Raw genomic sequence first — 16,344 nt, forward strand, 5'->3', positions numbered from 1 at the left:
GTGCCGCATGGTACGACGGCCCTCTAGCATGGTCACTTTATCCGGTACATTACAGCTTATTAAAGGAGCCACCCCGCGATGAGCACGCACGAGGTTTTCAACCAGCCGCCCCCGCTCGAGGGCTACGATCCGCTCGAGCAAGACCGCGCACTCGTCGAGGGCATCGCGCGACACGAAGCCGATTGGGCCTTGTCACGCATTCGTGACGTGGGTGTGCTCTCCGTGGGGGAGGCCATGATCTGGGGGGCGCAGGCGAACCGCCATTCGCCGGAGCTGCGCACGCACGATCGCTACGGTCACCGCATTGACGAGGTGGAGTTCCACCCCGCGTGGCACCGCCTCATGCAAGCCTCCGTCGCGCATGGTCTGCACGCGCTCCCTTGGCAGGAGCCCCGCCCCGGCGCCCACGTCGCCCGGGCGGCGACGGTCTACCTCATGGCGCAGGCCGAGCAGGGGCATCAGTGCCCCATCACGATGACCTTCGCCGCCGTCCCCGCGCTCCGTGCCCAGCCCGAGCTCGCAGAGGAATGGGTCCCGCGCCTGACGTCGTCCGAGTACGATCCGCGCTGCATCCCGGCGTCGCAGAAGAAGGGCGCCCTCTGCGGTATGGCCATGACCGAGAAGCAAGGCGGCTCGGACGTCCGCGCGAACACCACCCGAGCGCGCGCGATGGGGAATGCTTCGGGGCCCGGCGCCGAATACGAGATCGTCGGCCACAAGTGGTTTTGCAGCGCGCCCATGTGCGACGCCTTCCTGGTGCTCGCGCACACCGAGCGCGGTCTCTCCTGTTTCCTTTTGCCGCGCTGGCGGCCCGACGGCACGCGCAACGCGTTCCACATTCAGCGCCTCAAGGACAAACTGGGCGACCGTTCCAACGCCTCCAGCGAGGTGGAGTTCCACGGCGCCTGGGCCCGCATGGTCGGTGAGGAGGGGCGCGGCGTGAAGACCATCATCGAGATGGTGAGCCACACGCGCCTCGACTGCGTCATGGGCTCCGCGGCCATCATGCGGCAAGCCGTTGCCCAGGCAACACATCACGCCGCCCACCGCAGCGCCTTTGGCAAGCGCCTGATCGACCAGCCGCTGATGCAGAGCGTCCTGGCCGATCTCGCCGTCGAGCAAGAAGCCGCCACCATGCTGCTTTTGCGCCTCGCCCGCGCCTACGACGACGCACCGGCCCATGCCGAGCAGCGCGCGTTTGCGCGCATCGCCACCGCCATCGCCAAGTACTGGGTCTGCAAGCGCACCCCTCCGCTCATCGCCGAGGCGCTCGAGTGCCACGGGGGCGCCGGCTTCGTGGAAGAGTCCATCCTCCCGCGCCTCTTTCGCCAATCGCCGCTCAACTCGATCTGGGAAGGCTCGGGCAACGTCATGTGCCTCGACGTGCTGCGCGCCATGGCCAAAGAGCCCGAGGGCGTTATCGCCCTGCGCAACGAGCTCTCCCTCGCCCGCGGCGGCGACCGCCATTTCGACGCCTATTTGGAGCGCCTCGACCGCGAACTCACCGACCTCACCGACGTCGAAGCCCGCGGCCGCATCCTCGTCGAGCGCCTCGCTCTGGCCCTCCAGGGCTCCCTCCTCATCCGCGACGGCCACCCCGCCGTCCTCGCCGCCTTCCTCCGCTCCCGCATCCAAGGCGACCACGGCATGGCCTTCGGCACCTTGCCCACCGGCATCGACCGCCAGGCCATCCTCGACCGCGCCCGCCCGAAAATTTGAGAGAGAGAACCGCCAAGACGCCAAGAACGCCAAGAGAACAGGGTTGGTGAATCGAGGGGATCCTCGGCTCCTCAGCCCACCAAACTATCTTGGCGTCCTTGGCGGTTTCCCTGTTCTGTTCGACGATCGAGGGGGTTACTTGCGAACTGCCGCAGCGGGGAGCTCTAGCCATTGCCGCAGCACGTCCTGGTGCGCTGCGAGCACGTCTTCGCCGCGCGCGTAGGCTTCCAGTTCACGGAACGAGTCGAACCCGAAGAACATCTCGTTCCCCACGAACATCGTCGGCACCCCGAACGCACCGCGCGCCAGCACCTCCTCCGTGTCTCGCCGCAGTCGATCCTTGCCCTCCGCGGTCGCCGCCTGCACCAACAGCGGCGCGGCGTCGATGCCCGCCCTGCCTAGCACGGCGGCGACGGCATCCGCCGTATCGATGGCCTCCCCGTGCCCCCACGGCGCCGTGAACAGCGCATCCACGACGCGCACGCGCTCCTCGTCCGAGAGAATCGGAAGCCCCGCCACCCGCAGCGCAATCAGCGGATTGAACGGATGCGCGGGCGGCACGGTCACCGTGAGCCCGGCGCGACTCGCCATCCGCAGTACGTCTTTGAGGATGTACTCTCGTTTCGCGGGGACCTCCGCGGGCCCCTTCGTCCCGTGTGCATTCAAGAGCGCGGCAAAAAGCACCGGTTTCGGCCGGACCTCGTGTCCCACGCGCTTTCCGAGCGCCAACACCTGCGTCCAAGCCAAGTACGCATACGGCGAGACAAAGTCGAAGCAGAACTCGATCATCGCGCAAGTCTACGCGCCCAAGGGCATCGTGCTACGCTTTCGGACGTGGCCCGCGCACCGGTCCTGCACGACGCCGTTCGTCGCATCCGCCGCGTCGAATACGAGCTCCTCGTCGAAGCTGGCTTCTTCTCCCATGAACGGGTCGAGCTGCTCTACGGGACCATCGTATGCATGAGCCCGAAAGGGCCCGCGCACGAGACTGCGATCGCGATCCTGACCGAACGACTCATCCTGCGCATCCGCCACGAAGCAAGCGTCCGCGTGCAAAGTGGCTTCGCGGCCTCGGATGGCTCCGAACCAGAACCCGACATCGCCGTCGTTCCGCGCAATGACCATCGCACCGCTCATCCTGACAAGGCCTTCTTCCTGATCGAAGTCGCCGACAGCTCCCTCCTCACGGACCGCACCACCAAGGCGCAACTTTATGCGGAGTGCGGCGTCCCCGAGTACTGGGTCGTCAATGTCCGCGACGGCATCGTCGAGGTGCACACGGAAATCGTGGCCGGCGCCTATACTCGCGTCCAACCGTACCGCCCCGGCAGCATCGTCCGCCCTGCGGCTTTCCCGGACGTCGAAATCGCCGTCAGCGACATTCTCTAGCGGGTGCGCAAGGTGTAAGCTGCGCCCTCCCGATGAGCGCCAAGCAAACACCGAAACAACTTCTTCTCTCCCAGGGCAAGCTCGACAAAGACATCGTTGCCGTCACGTTCGGCGGCAAGTTGTTCGACCTTCACACGCCCATCGAGACCACGGATCCGACGGCGCTCACCCCCGTTCGCTCCACGGAGCCGCTCGGTCTCGAGGTCATTCGGCACTCCAGCGCCCACGTCATGGCGGACGCCGTGCAGCGCCTTTTCCCCGGCACCAAGGTCACCATCGGCCCGTCCATCGAGGATGGCTTCTACTACGACTTCGACAAGCCCAACGGCCCCTTCACCGAGGAAGACCTCGCGAAGATCGAAGAGACGATGCGCGGCATCGTCAAAGAGGACACCGAGTTTCGGCGTGAGGTCATCGCGCGCGAGGCGGCCATCCGCCTCTTCAACGAAATGGGCGAGACCTACAAGGTCGACATCATCGAGCGCCGCCCCGTCGACGAGGAGCTCACGCTCTACCGCCACGGCAAACCGGGCGCCGAATGGGTCGACTTCTGCAGCGGCCCGCACGTCCCGCGCACCGGCTTGCTCAAGGCCGTGAAGCTCACCAGCGTGGCCGGCGCTTACTGGCGCGGCGACGAACGCAACCCGATGCTCCAGCGCATCTACGGCACCGCGTTCCCCTCGCAGGACGCCCTCAAAGCGCACCTGACCGCCATCGAAGAGGCCAAGGCCCGCGACCACCGCAAGGTCGGCAAGGAGCTCGATCTCTTCTTGTTCGACGCGGCGGCGCCGGCCATGCCGTTTTTCCTGCCGAAGGGCGCCTACGTCTACAACAAGCTCTTCGAGTACATGCGCGACCTTTACGTCAAGCAAGGCTACGAAGAGGTCATCACCCCGCAGCTCTTCGACCCGAAGCTGTTTCGCACCAGCGGTCACCTCGGTCACTACAACGAGAACATGTACCGCGTGTGGACCGAGGACCTTCTCGACGAGATGACCGAGGAAGAGAAGGCCAAGGGCTTCGACGCCGTCGCCGAGAAACTGCGCTCCCAGTCCTTCGGCCTCAAGCCGATGAACTGCCCGAGCCACTGCGCCATCTTCGGCGCACGCAGGCGCTCTTACCGCGAGCTGCCCTGGCGCGTTGCCGACTTCGGCCGCCTTCACCGTTACGAACGCGGTGGCGTCCTTCACGGCTTGTCGCGCGTCCGCAGCTTCTGCCAAGACGACGCCCACATCTTCTGCACCGAGGAGCAAGTCGGCGCCGAAACCAAGGCGTTTCTCGACTTTTTCTACCAGGTGTACCGCACCTTCGGCTTCGAGAAGATCGACGTCAAGCTCGCCACCCGCCCCGAAAGCCGTATGGGCTCGGACGAACTCTGGGATCGCGCCGAGGCCGCCCTGGCCGAAGGCCTCAAGTCCGCGGGCATCGCGTACGAAATCTCCGAAGGGGAGGGGGCCTTCTACGGGCCGAAGCTCGAGTTCCACGTGCAGGATGCCCTCAAGCGCAGCTGGCAGCTCGGCACCTTCCAGTACGATCCCAACCTGCCCGAGCGTTTCGACCTGAGTTACATCGGCGCGGACGGCAAAGAGCACCGCCCGGTCATGCTCCATCGCGCGATTTTTGGCTCGCTCGAGCGCTTTTTCGCCATCTACCTGGAGCACTGCGCCGGAAATTTCCCGACCTGGCTCTCGCCGAAGCAAGCCATCGTGCTTACCGTCACGGACAAAGTGGATTCCTACGCCCTGGAAAGCCGAGAAAAGCTGGTCGCACGCGGCATTCGCGCCGACATCGACCACAGCGCAGACAAGCTCGGCGCCAAGATCCGCAACGCCCGCCTCGCCCGCTACCCCTACCTGTGTGTGGTGGGTCAGAAAGAGGCAGAAACCGGCACTTTGGGCGTTCGCTCCCGCGACCGCGGCGAGCTCGGTGCCATTTCTTTCGACGAATTTGCTGAAATGGTCCTGCGTGAGAGCCGGCCTTAGCCTCCGCCCCGCACGGTTCGGGGCGAAGGTCGCGGTCCGCACGCCTCCGACGGAGGCGTGCGTCAAAGGCAGGCCCTGCGGTTGCCTGTTGACGGCACCTGCGCGCCCACAGCTATCATCCGCCCCACTTTCGCCCGATGTGGTTTTCCCGTATGGGATTTGTCTCGATTGTTTTTCCGGCCGCGATGAACGGCCCCGCTCACGAAAAGAAAGCAACTAGGAGGTTACGGTCAGCCAATGCCGATGGGTCGCCCTCGCTTTGATCCGCGCCAGCAGCAGCGCGGTTTTCAGATTCGCGTCAATCACCGCATTCGAGTCCCGGAAGTCCGAGTCATCGGCGCCGACGGCGGGATGCTCGGTGTGCTGCAAACCCACGAAGCGTTGAGAATGGCGCAAGAGCAGGGGCTCGATCTCGTCGAGGTCAACCCCAAGGCCGAGCCGCCGGTCTGCAAGATCCTCGATTTTGGTAAATACAAATACGAGGAGAAGAAGAAGACGGCCGAGGCCAAGCGCAAGCAGACCGTGGTCGAAATCAAAGAGATCAAGCTTCGTCCGAAGACCGACGATCACGACATCGCCTTCAAGGTGAAGGCTGCGCGTCGCTTCATCGAGGCCGGTCACAAAGTGAAGGTGACCGTGCGCTTCCGCGGCCGCGAGATCACGCACCCGGAGAAGGCGCAAGAGCAGCTCACCATCGTCATCCAAGCGACCGACGACGTGGCCAACGTCGAAACGCGCGCGATGATGGAAGCACGCACCATGACGGTGCTCCTCGCACCGAAGCCCGCCGTGATGCAGAAGGTCGCGCAGGCGAAGATCGCCGCCGAAAAAGCTCGCCAACAGGCTGAGAAAGAAGGCCGCGCTCTTCCGTCGGATCCCTCGATCCTCAACGTCGACGACATCGATGACGATGATGATGACGACGACGATGACGATGATGACGAGGCGGCGGCGAACTGAGGTCACATCGTCATCGACCGGATGACGAGTGGTGACTTCGGAAGAGGCTCGACTACAACGTCGTTGTTGATTTTTTGACACGAACATACGGACGTGTCGGCCATGGCCGAGCTAAGCTCGTGTCATCATGAAAAAATCCCTCCGACGTAGCTTCTTCACGTTCGCGATGGTGGGGACGTTGCTCGCTTCGGCGAGCGACGTCCAAGCGTCACTCACCCTCGGTGAGACGTCGCAAGTTCGTCAGTTCGTCACGTCCGCCCAGTTGGCGAACGCTCCGCGGTTGCGTGCGCTGGTCGCGCGCCCCGATCTCAGCCTCGATGAGTCGGCTGCCGCCCTTTCCGATGCACTCACAGCGCAAGTCTTCAACGACACGCGCGCGTCCTTCCTTCACGAGCTCGTCTTTGGCGGAGCCTCACGCGCCTCGCGCTCGGTCCTCGCCTTGGCCGCCACCCGCGCGGTGCTCGCGCGTGCAGATGCACTCTACACGCTTTCCGCGGAGGATCTCGACAAGCACCCGCGTGCAGCCGCGGAGCTCCAAGGGATCTACGCGTTTCTCTCGTCCGATCTGGCAACCCCCGGCCAGCGGCGTGGTCTCGGCGCCGACCCGCTCTCGGGCATCGCGCTCACCACCTACGATGACTGCGTCCGCGCCATCGCGGGCCACATCGACAAGCATCCCAAGCTGCTTCGCATCGGCGTCCCCGTCTCGGCGACCGTCTCCAAGGTGCGCGCACAAGTGCAGCTTGCCCTCGCCGATTTCGTCAACGACGGCCCCACGTACCGCATCGACGTCGCCGATCGCCTCGCATTGACCGGCGCACGCCGCTCCTTCTTCACGGAGTCGGGCGTACTGGTGCTCGACGCGGGCAAGTCCAGCGACGGCCACATCGAGTCGGTCCGCCGTCTCTGGAGCCGCCTGCCCGGCGCTCGCACCGACGCCAACGCGATTTACTTCGGCGACGCGAACCCTGGCCTTCGCGCACGCGGCTCGGTGTTGGCGGTGAAGACGCCCCTCGAAGCGAAGAAGGTCGAGCTCTTCGGAGCCGACGTGGAAGCAGGCCCCGTCGATGGCGCCATCGCCGATTTCGCATGGGAACTGGCCAACGTGGCCGTACGCCGCGCATTGTCGAACCGCGCCGAGTTGCGCACGCAAACGGAACGCGACGTCCGCCAGCTTCGCGGCGACGCCAATAAGCTCATTGGGCACGTCACCGAGCCTTCACCCGAATTGGCCCTGACGTCCGCCGCGCAACTCCTGTTGATCGACGCCCAGCGCACCGTCGATTCCGTCTCCTCGCGATTCTTGTCGGGAGCCCCCGACAGCTCCGCCATCCTGGCCGACGCCGTCGCCGTCTTGGTCGCCGCCTCCCCCAACGCGCCCTCGTCGGTGGGGGCATCGATTCCCGTCGGCAAATACGATATGGCGACGGGCACGACGGAAACGACCTTCGCCACCGCCGTACGCCTCGGCCCGAGCGGACTCGGAGTGACGGGTTTCACATTGTCCGGCCGCAAATGGGATTTCTCCCGCGGCGACTCGGGCGTCGTCACATCCGTCCAATGCGACGGCACCGCGGTCAATGCCACCGCATTGTCAACACTCCGCAAACCGGGAGTCGGCGCGACATCCGCAATTGTCGCGACGTCGCGGCAAGCCCTCGAGGACAAACCGACTACGAAGATCGACAAGACCGCCGCCGTTGGCGCCAAATCCGAGAAACCAACGCGATAACCATGATTTACAAAGCCAATCGCGCCAATGGCGCGATTGGCTTCCATCGACGTTGCGAAATTTTGGCGCCGGACTCTTGTACCCGCGCTCGGCACGGCCGTAGTCTGCGCGGCCATGAAAAGAACGACTGTCCTGGCTTTGGGGGCAACACTTGGCTTCCTGGGCCTATTCACCACCGCCGCCGCCATCGCCGGCTGCAGCAGCGACGACGACAACAAAACTGCGCCGCGTCGCCTCTCTCAGAAGAACGAAGCCTGTCAGAGCTCGAACGATTGCGCCGACGGCCTCGCGTGCCGTCCAACTTCGTCTTCAGGCTCGGCGGGTGTTTGTGTTACGAGCGTGTTCAAGCTCGCGCCGACGGCAAAGTTTTGCGACACAACGCAATGCTCACAAAAGAGCGACTGCTGCCCGAAGCCCACCGACCTGGTTCAAGAGGTAGGCTACACATGCGAGACGCTGCAGCGATACTGCGGTGATGGCGGACCGGCCGGTGAGCCGTTTTGCGGATACCACGCCAAGTACTGTACTTGCGATAAGTCGGAATGCGTCAACGATAAGTGCGTTCGGACCGTGTGTGCTGTCGATACGGAATGTCCGATTTCGGGCAGAAATCATTGTTCCGGTGGGCAGTGTGTGGCGTGTGTCGAGGACACTCACTGCAGCGATGGTAGGACGTGCGTAAACGGCGAATGCAAGGCGCCATGCACTCTCGACTCGGACTGCAGCAACTTCGACCGTTGCCAATCCGGCAAATGCGTCAACTCTGGTTGCAAATCCGATCGCGAGTGCGTTGCATATCTACGGGACGTCGAGGCAACGTGCAATCCCGATGGAACATGTTCAAAGCCGTGCCAGACGGATCTCGAATGCGACGAGCCGAATTCGTACGACTTCAATTCGTGTATCGATAAAAAATGCGTTAATGTCGGCTGTTCCAGCGATAAAGATTGCACCCTGAAGAATGGTGGTCAGCCGCCTTCGGATGCAAAGACGAAATACGTCTGCCGCGAGCGCAAAGCAGCGCAGTAACTTCAGAAGAGTGTAGCCGGACGCGTGGCTATGCGCGTCCGGCTCGCGATCAAAGTTCTCTTGTCGCCATCGAAAGCCCGGAATCCGATGGGGGAACGGTTCCACGCCCATCGGCCCGTAGTTCCGGAACGCTGCTACCTCCGGGACCGGGTTTAATCTCGGTATTCGTCAGAATTGGTGCTCCGGCCTTGAAGGTAATCCCGATTGACGGACCTCCACCACCGCTTCCGCTCACTCCCGCGCGCCCACCGGCGCCGCCGTGAGCTCCACTCAACGAGGGGTAGTTCGGCAGACCGCCGGGCTCTCCGCCAGGTGTAGGGACGCTGCCATTGGTTCCTTTTCCGCCGCCACCTCCGCCCGCGGTTTCGATACTCGATGCGAATATTTGTATCGGACTCTGCACTGCGACCAATGCCACGCTTGCACCACCACCAGCACCCGGGGTGCCTGCAACGCCAGGGCAACCGCCCGCACCGCCACCTCCGCCCGTCGATGTTACCAATTGCTCATTCTGCTCTCCCGCCTGACGAAACGGTGCATGAGCACCGCCACCACCACCGCCCTGTCCAGGCCGACCATCTGTTCCCTTTAAACCATTGCTTGGAACGTATTCACCTGTCTCGCTGAAGCCTCCTGTGCCCTCACCGCTTCTCCCGTCAGCGCCGGGCGCGCCTGGGCGTGCAATCGCCGGCGGCGGACTCCCGTTCACACCTGCGCCAAGAGCGACATCGTACTGCGCCACTGGTCCCTGGGGCGCCCCTGGTTCCGGAGGAGCATTCTCATTCCATCGCCCAGAGCTGTCTGCCGTGTAAATGCCTCCAATCCCTCCCCATCCGCCCGGCTGAATTGGGTATTCTGGTTTTCCGCTGCAGAAACCTATATGTCCTCCACGTGGGCTAATCCGATTTGCGCTGCACTCGCCGTCTCTGCACCTCACTTCGAACAACGGCGGACTGCCATTCAGACCCGCATCAGGCACAAGCTGTAGACCCTCGATCCCGTCAGCCCCCTTTGCTCCAGCTCCAGCGTGAATCTTCGAATTGTAAATCCTCACCCCCGGTGACGAAATCGCCACCATGGCAATCGAGCTTCCCGACGGTGTCGTCGCGTCCGGGGAGCGAATCTCGAAGCCATCGATGCGCGCGTGGTGGACCCCGGTGGCTTTCACCGTGGGGCTCGTGGGGCCGTCGATGACGGCTTTGGCGGTGCTCGGTTTCCAGTCGAAGCCGCTGCAATCGAAATAGCCGAAGAGCTCGACGTTGTCGGCGAGGGTGAGCTGCTCACGGTAGGACTGCGCGCAGGCGTAAATGCGTTTGCCACTTACCTTGGCGGCGTCGATGGCTTTCTGCAGCGATGCGAAGGGCATTATCCTCGAGCCGTCGCCGCTCGGCGTCCCCTTGCTGGAGGACACGAAGAGGCCGCACTTGTCGCTGATGCCCGACTCGGCTTCGGCGGGCGGTGCGCTTGGGCACCCCTCGATGACCTGACCAGGTTTGTCGCCGCCACCCGCCTCCGGGTCGGAGCTGGAACCGCCACACGCGATGAACAAGCTTACTGCCAAGACAACACCGATTCGACGCATCGAAACCCTCCTCGCACATCCTTCATGCATTGCCCATCCATCGGCCCGGACCGCGCACAAGTTGCCCGCCTCCGTCGCTAAAAGGGCGATGCCGATCGCACAACGTGGCCGCGCCTTCATGATTGGCGCCGCAGTCCGCGGGCGTTATGCTGCGGGCCATGAAACGGCTCGTTCTCCTCATCGGTGCCCTCTGTGTGTGGTGTGCCCCGAGCGGCGAGGACGATGAGACCACCACCTGGGAGCGCCAAGCGCGGAACGTCACCATCGTGCGTGACGAGTGGGGCATCCCGCACGTCTATGGAAAGAGCGATGCCGATACCGTCTTTGGCTTGATGTATGCCCAAGCCGAAGACGACTTCAATCGCATCGAGACGAATTACCTCAATGCCATGGGCGGTCTGGCGGAGGCCGAAGGCGAGGCCGAAGTATACCGCGACCTGCGCATGAAGCTTTTCATCGACCCCGAGAACATCAAAGCACAATACCGCGCGAGCCCGCCGTGGTTGAAGGCCTTGATGGACGCCTACGCGGCCGGCTTGAACTACTACCTCCATCGGCACCCCGAGGTGACGCCGAGGGTCATCCGGCGCTTCGAACCGTGGATGGCGCTGACGTTCAGCGAAGGAAGCATCGGTGGCGACATCGAACGCATCTCCCTTGCGCAACTCGAAGCTTTTTACGGGAAGAAGCCGACCATCCCAAACGCCGTTGCCCCGGCCCCCGAGCCCACCGGCTCCAATGGCTTTGCCATTGCGCCGTCCAACAGTGCGTCGGGGCACGCATTGCTATGGATCAACCCCCATACGTCGTTCTTCTTCCGCGCGGAAGCGCAAGCCGTGAGCGAGGAAGGCTTGAATGCCTATGGCGCACTCACCTGGGGCCAGTTCTTCATCTACCAGGGCTTCAACGATCGCGCGGGGTGGATGCACACCTCGAGCGGCGTCGATTGCATCGACGAATACCTCGAAACCGTGGTGAGCAAAGACGGTAAACCCTATTATCGCTACGGTGCGGAGGAGCGCCCGCTCGTCGCGACGAAGATCGCCGTGCCCTACAAAACCCCGAACGGGGTGGCGCAAAAGGAGTTTACCGTCTACGCGACCCATCATGGCCCCATCGTTCGCGAGGCCGATGGCAAATGGGTGAGTGTCCGCTTGATGCAAGAACCCATGAAGGCCCTGATGCAGTCGTACAGCCGGACCAAAGCGAAAAACTACGCGGCCTTCAAGGAGACGATGAACCTCCACACCAATTCGTCGAACAATACCGTGTTCGCCGATGCCGAAGGCAACATCGCTTACTTCCACGCCAACTTCATTCCGCGGCGTAACCCGGCATTCGACTGGAGCAAGCCGGTCGACGGTAGCAATCCTGCCACCGAGTGGCAGGGAATTCATGACGTCGACGAGGCGCCGAACGTGCTGAATCCGCCCAATGGTTGGATCCAGAATACCAACAATTGGCCATATTCCTCGGCGGGATCGAACAGCCCGGTGCGAGAGAATTATCCGAGTTACGTGGACCGAAATGTCGAAAATCCCCGCGGCATCCACGCCGTTCGCGTGCTGAAGGACAAAAAGGATTTTACCCCCGATTCGTTGATGTCCGCGGCCTTCGACAGCGTCCTTCCGGAATTCGAGCTCCTTCTTCCCACGTTGTTCGCGGCCTACGAAGCCTTGCCCGATGCCGATCCGCTCAAGGCGAAGTTGGCAGAGCCGATCGCGAGCTTGCGCACGTGGGACCGACGTTGGTCGCTCGATTCGGTCCCCACCTCGGTGGCCGTCTACTGGGGCGAGGACCTGTGGCTGCGCGTCACCGAGGAGGCCGCCAAAGCCGGCGTTCTCATTTACGAGTACATCGAGACGAAGGCATCGGCCCGGCAACGGCTCGACGCCTTGGCCGCCGCGGTCGACAAGCTCACGGCTGATTTCGGGACATGGAAAATGCCCTGGGGCGACATCAACCGTCTGCAGCGCCTCACCGGGGACATCGTCCAGCCCTTCGACGACAAAGCCCCGAGCACGCCCGTGGCATTCACCTCGGCACGGTGGGGCTCGCTGGCCTCGTTCGGCGCACGCGCCGCCAAGGAGACGAAAAAGTTGTACGGCACGAGCGGCAACAGTTTCCTCGCCGTCGTGGAGTTCGGCGACCGGGTTCGGGCGAAAGCCATTACCGTCGGCGGGCAAAGCGGCCATCCCACGTCACCGCATTTCAGCGACCAGTCGAGCCGCTACAGCGCGGGTCAGCTGCGTGACGTCTATTTCTATCGGCCCGATCTCGAAGGCCACATCGAGCGGCAATACCATCCCGGCGAGTGACTCCGGCTTCACGGCGTGACGGGGGGCATGGCGAGCCATCGGCCGGCGTGAGGGCACGGTTTCGCTCTTTCGACGGCAAGCGTGTGAATATTTTCGGGCTTGGACACGGGTCGATCGATGACTACCGTCTGCGCATGGGTGGTGATCGACTTACTGCGCCGGGACGCGCAGTCGTTGCGTTGACGATGAGCCTCGTGTTCGGGGCCATTGGCTTTGCGTGTGGGCCCTCGAGCGCGGACTCGCAAAGGGAGCCGCTGGGGCGCGATGGTGGGGGAGGCGGCATCGTGCAACCTCCGGACGGGATGACTGTCACGCTGATGACGGCCGATGAGCGCGGGGTTGCCGTGGCCAACGCGGAATTCGTCCTTCGTGACGCGTCCGGCGGCTATTTCACGGAAAGGACGGGCGCCGATGGGACGTTCGTGGCGAAGTACGTGCGCCCGCCGTATGACGTGCTGGCCATCACCAAAGTGGGGCGCAGCGCATTCATGGGATTGGGGCAGGCCAACGTCCGGCTTCCGGTCTACCGAGCCGCGGAAGAACCCACCAAACAGACGCCGCCCCCTCTGGAACCGAAGCGCGGTATGACGCAGCCTTTCAATGTGCTTCTACCGGCATGCGGGACGAACGTTTGCCCCACGTACATTCGTACCAGGACGCCCGATCCGAACCGCGGCGCGGTCGACATCGACGTCCCCTCCGCGGCCCCAGCTTCGACCTATCCCGCGCTCGTGCTGCACCGATGGAATGGTCCGTGGGCGGAGGTGAAGGGCGATGCGAGGCTGCTGGTCTCCAATACCAATTACACCCGCTACTGGTACGATCGACTGCCCATGTCGTTCATCGACGGAGTCAACGCGGCCTCGCGCGATTGGCAACCGCTTCCCGTCGAGAACGCGGGGCAACTGACGGTATCGACGAATCTGCAGGATATTCCGGATAACTGGAGCCGCACGGTGGGGGCAAACCTCGTGTATCCCGACGACCTATCCCAAGGTTCCGACGCCGCGGTGAGCATCGTACCGCTTGCGCAATCGTCGGCCACGGTGACGATGGGCGTCCCCAACATCGTCGGTGCCACGCTCGATACGTTTGCAAACTACGAGAATCCGGATTGGGGCCCCGACGTGGGCTTCGAACGCACGAGGGTGCGACGCGGTGGCTTGCCCCTGACGACGGCGAACGTTCAGCTTGCCGTGGTAAGGCCTCCGCTCTTCATCCGCCCGGCCCGAGGTGCACGCATCTCGGCCACGGCGGATTGGTCGTGGCAAACATTTGGCAGCGAACGGTCGCTGACCCAGATCTTCGTGGACTCGGAATCCTCGGACAGTATGGTCATCTATACGCAACAGACGACCCTGTCGTCGCGCGATCTGCAGTTCCTTGGTGTGGATCGCTCACCGGGCACGCATTGGATGTTCGTCGAGACGTTTTACCCCGTCGAGAAATTGGACGACCTGTTCTCGCTCGAGAGCACCAAACACGGATTTCCGCTTCGGTACGGGGACTCGTATACGATGTCGTACCACTCGTTCATCGTCGAACCGTGACGTGACTACCGCGACACGGCCAGCTTGATGCCCAATGCGATGAAGATGGACCCCGCCACACGATCGAGCCACATGGCCGTCGTGGGGCGGCGGCGGAGTTGCGTGCCGATGGCGCCGGCGAAATAGCCAAGCGTACCGAAAAGGATGGCCGCCTGCATGGCGAAGGCGATCCCGAGGAGGCCGGTCTGCAGGCTCACGTGGCCGCGGGACGGGTCGACGAATTGAGGCAGGAAGCTCAAAAAGAACAATACGACTTTGGGGTTGATCGCATTGGCCACGAGACCGCGGCGGAACACGGTGCCCAAGGAGGCGGCCTCGCCCTTGGGCGCCGTGCCCTCGGTGGGCAGGCTTGCGCCGCGGCTGCGGATGGCGTGCACGCCGAGCCACACCAAGTAGAGCCCGCCGGCCATTTTCAGCGCGGTGAAGGCGATGGGGGATGCTGCGATGAGTGCGCTCACGCCGAGAACGGCCAGCAGCGTGTGACTAAGGCAGCCCAATGCGCACCCGAAGCCGAACATCATCCCGTGGCGCCGGCCCTGCGAGGCTCCGAGGCTCAAGACCATCAGGTTGTCTGGGCCCGGTGATAGGGTGATGAGGAGTGCAGCGGCCAGGAAGCCGGTGAATTGGGCGAGGGTCAGCATCGTTGCATGGTTTTCTGCACTGAGATTCGCCGCGGAGCAATGCGAAAATCCTGCGTTCTTTCGCGGGATCGCGCACTTCCCATGACGAAGTCTGCTATGCGCCAAGGCATGCCCTACGGCGTTCCGCCGGACCTCGTTCCCCTCAATCTCGGACGCGGCGAACAGGTTCGCGCGTGGCTCGAACGGCTGCCCGCGATCATCGCGTCGTGCGTCGAGGAATGGCATCTCCAATTGAGGCCTTGCTTCTCGCCGCTTAGTTACAATTACGCGGCCCCCGCGATTCTCGCCGGCGGCCAGCGCGCGGTTCTCAAAATCGGTTACCCGAATCGCGAACTCGGGTCCGAGGCTGCCGCGCTGGCGGCCTTCGATGGGCGCGGCATCGTTCGGCTCCTCGATTGGAAACCCGAATACGGTGCCATGTTGCTCGAGCAGTTGCTCCCCGGAACGGCGCTCACCCGCGTCACCAGCGCGGCGGAGGTCGACGACGCGCGCGCGACCTCGTGGGCCGCGCACGTGATGCGCACGCTGTGGCGCGAGGCCCCTGCCGACACGAGTCCATTCGCCACCGTGGCGCAATGGTTCGAAGGCTTCGAGCGCGCGCGGCACGGCCACGGATTCGGTCAATTGCCCAGCGCACTCGTCGACCGCGCCGAGCAGCTTTACCGCGAGCTTCTCGCCTCGGCGGGCCCGCCCGAGCTCCTCCACGGCGATCTGCACCATGGCAACATTCTCGCTGCGGGCGAGGGCTCGTGGATGGCCATCGATCCAAAGGGCCTTCTCGGCGAGCGCGCTTTCGACACCGTGGCCCTTTTGGGCAATCCCATGCCGGACATTGCCGATTGGCCGGATCTGCCGCGCATCCTCCGCCGCCGGATGGCCCAGCTCTCCGAAGAGGCGGGCCTCGACCGCGCGCGCGTGGAAGCGTGGGCGCTCGCACAGACGGTGCTCTCCTCACTCGATGCCTTGGAGGACGGCGACGACGAGGGGCACGCCACCGCCGCGACGGTGGCCACCGCCCTCATGCCGTGATCGACGGACGCTCTGCATGTACCCCAGCCGTGCAACCCCGGGTCCGAGGGGCGACCGAGCGATTGCCGGGCTTGCGCCATCATGGCCGTCGCCCAACGGCGAACCCTCTTCGAATCGTATGACGGGATGCTTCGACGAAGGCCATGAGAACCCCGCGGAGCGCATTGGCCAACAGCCTATGCGGTCATGTCGGTCAACGTATTGGCGGCCAAGAGTCCGGAGACTTCGAGAGACGTTCAAATCTCGTTCAGAATCGCTCGTTGGCAATGGTGGTATCCCTAGTACAATACAATCCCCGGCTTTCGGACTTCTGGGCTTTACAGGGAGCTCCCAAGGGAGCAATGCTTATGGCCCATGGGGAGACGTCGGGCCCGTCGAATGGTGTTCGCCGGCATGGTTGCGGTCACCGCCAC

The 16,344-nt window shown here is 63.7% G+C and carries 12 protein-coding genes; 10 read left to right on the forward strand and 2 right to left on the reverse strand.

Translation table 11 applies throughout. The annotated features are described in order from the left end of the window. Positions 1–78: 78 nt before the first annotated feature. Positions 79–1,719 (forward strand): isovaleryl-CoA dehydrogenase, encoded by a 1,641-nt coding sequence (locus LVJ94_07915; protein ID WXB07160.1) that lies wholly within the window; start codon positions 79–81, stop codon positions 1,717–1,719. A 135-nt stretch (positions 1,720–1,854) separates the two neighbouring features. Here LVJ94_07915 and LVJ94_07920 read toward each other — a convergent pair whose 3' ends face one another. Further along, a complete protein-coding gene (locus LVJ94_07920; protein WXB07161.1) occupies positions 1,855–2,508 on the reverse strand; it encodes a 2-hydroxychromene-2-carboxylate isomerase in 654 nt (217 codons plus the stop codon). A 45-nt stretch (positions 2,509–2,553) separates the two neighbouring features. Here LVJ94_07920 and LVJ94_07925 point away from each other — a divergent pair, with 45 nt between their 5' ends. From LVJ94_07925 to LVJ94_07960, 8 genes are all read left to right on the forward strand, one after another. After that, positions 2,554–3,108 carry a Uma2 family endonuclease gene (locus LVJ94_07925; GenBank protein ID WXB07162.1) on the forward strand — a complete coding sequence of 185 codons (555 nt, stop codon included), beginning with the start codon at positions 2,554–2,556 and terminating at the stop codon, positions 3,106–3,108. Between the two features lie 32 nt (positions 3,109–3,140). Further along, entirely contained in the window at positions 3,141–5,090 is a 1,950-nt protein-coding gene (gene thrS, locus LVJ94_07930) for a threonine--tRNA ligase (protein WXB07163.1), read from the forward strand. 237 nt (positions 5,091–5,327) lie between these two features. Further along, on the forward strand, positions 5,328–6,050 hold the full coding sequence (gene infC / locus LVJ94_07935; GenBank protein ID WXB07164.1) for a translation initiation factor IF-3: 723 nt from the start codon (positions 5,328–5,330) through the stop codon (positions 6,048–6,050). 127 nt (positions 6,051–6,177) lie between these two features. Further along, on the forward strand, positions 6,178–7,782 hold the full coding sequence (locus tag LVJ94_07940) for a hypothetical protein (protein ID WXB07165.1): 1,605 nt from the start codon (positions 6,178–6,180) through the stop codon (positions 7,780–7,782). Between the two features lie 2,105 nt (positions 7,783–9,887). Further along, positions 9,888–10,055: a hypothetical protein gene (locus tag LVJ94_07945; protein ID WXB07166.1), complete on the forward strand. Its 168-nt coding sequence runs from the start codon at positions 9,888–9,890 to the stop codon at positions 10,053–10,055. Between the two features lie 63 nt (positions 10,056–10,118). Further along, positions 10,119–10,298, forward strand: coding sequence for a hypothetical protein (locus LVJ94_07950; protein WXB07167.1), 180 nt, complete (start codon positions 10,119–10,121; stop codon positions 10,296–10,298). Between the two features lie 253 nt (positions 10,299–10,551). Beyond that, on the forward strand, positions 10,552–12,711 hold the full coding sequence (locus tag LVJ94_07955) for an acylase (protein ID WXB07168.1): 2,160 nt from the start codon (positions 10,552–10,554) through the stop codon (positions 12,709–12,711). A 185-nt stretch (positions 12,712–12,896) separates the two neighbouring features. Then, the gene (locus LVJ94_07960; GenBank protein ID WXB07169.1) at positions 12,897–14,261 is read left to right on the forward strand and encodes a hypothetical protein; all 1,365 of its coding nucleotides are present in this window, start codon (positions 12,897–12,899) and stop codon (positions 14,259–14,261) included. A gap of 5 nt (positions 14,262–14,266) precedes the next feature. Here the strand turns inward: LVJ94_07960 and LVJ94_07965 are convergent, their stop codons facing one another. Then, positions 14,267–14,902 carry a LysE family translocator gene (locus LVJ94_07965; protein ID WXB07170.1) on the reverse strand — a complete coding sequence of 212 codons (636 nt, stop codon included), beginning with the start codon at positions 14,900–14,902 and terminating at the stop codon, positions 14,267–14,269. A gap of 81 nt (positions 14,903–14,983) precedes the next feature. Here LVJ94_07965 and LVJ94_07970 point away from each other — a divergent pair, with 81 nt between their 5' ends. Then, entirely contained in the window at positions 14,984–15,931 is a 948-nt protein-coding gene (locus LVJ94_07970; protein ID WXB07171.1) for an aminoglycoside phosphotransferase family protein, read from the forward strand. The last annotated feature ends 413 nt before the right edge of the window (positions 15,932–16,344 follow it).

The sequence above is a fragment of the Sorangiineae bacterium MSr11367 genome (assembly GCA_037157805.1).
GTDB classification, from domain to species: Bacteria; Myxococcota_A; Polyangia; order Polyangiales; family Polyangiaceae; genus Pendulispora; species Pendulispora rubella.

Coding starts and splice junctions, on each gene's coding strand:
- LVJ94_07915 (WXB07160.1), top strand. CDS start 79: ATGAGCACGCACGAGGTTTTCAACCAGCCGCCCCCGCTCGAGGGCTAC.
- LVJ94_07920 (WXB07161.1), bottom strand. CDS start 2,508: ATGATCGAGTTCTGCTTCGACTTTGTCTCGCCGTATGCGTACTTGGCT.
- thrS (WXB07163.1), top strand. CDS start 3,141: ATGAGCGCCAAGCAAACACCGAAACAACTTCTTCTCTCCCAGGGCAAG.
- infC (WXB07164.1), top strand. CDS start 5,328: ATGCCGATGGGTCGCCCTCGCTTTGATCCGCGCCAGCAGCAGCGCGGT.
- LVJ94_07940 (WXB07165.1), top strand. CDS start 6,178: ATGAAAAAATCCCTCCGACGTAGCTTCTTCACGTTCGCGATGGTGGGG.
- LVJ94_07945 (WXB07166.1), top strand. CDS start 9,888: ATGGCAATCGAGCTTCCCGACGGTGTCGTCGCGTCCGGGGAGCGAATC.
- LVJ94_07950 (WXB07167.1), top strand. CDS start 10,119: ATGCGTTTGCCACTTACCTTGGCGGCGTCGATGGCTTTCTGCAGCGAT.
- LVJ94_07955 (WXB07168.1), top strand. CDS start 10,552: ATGAAACGGCTCGTTCTCCTCATCGGTGCCCTCTGTGTGTGGTGTGCC.
- LVJ94_07960 (WXB07169.1), top strand. CDS start 12,897: ATGAGCCTCGTGTTCGGGGCCATTGGCTTTGCGTGTGGGCCCTCGAGC.
- LVJ94_07965 (WXB07170.1), bottom strand. CDS start 14,902: ATGCTGACCCTCGCCCAATTCACCGGCTTCCTGGCCGCTGCACTCCTC.
- LVJ94_07970 (WXB07171.1), top strand. CDS start 14,984: ATGACGAAGTCTGCTATGCGCCAAGGCATGCCCTACGGCGTTCCGCCG.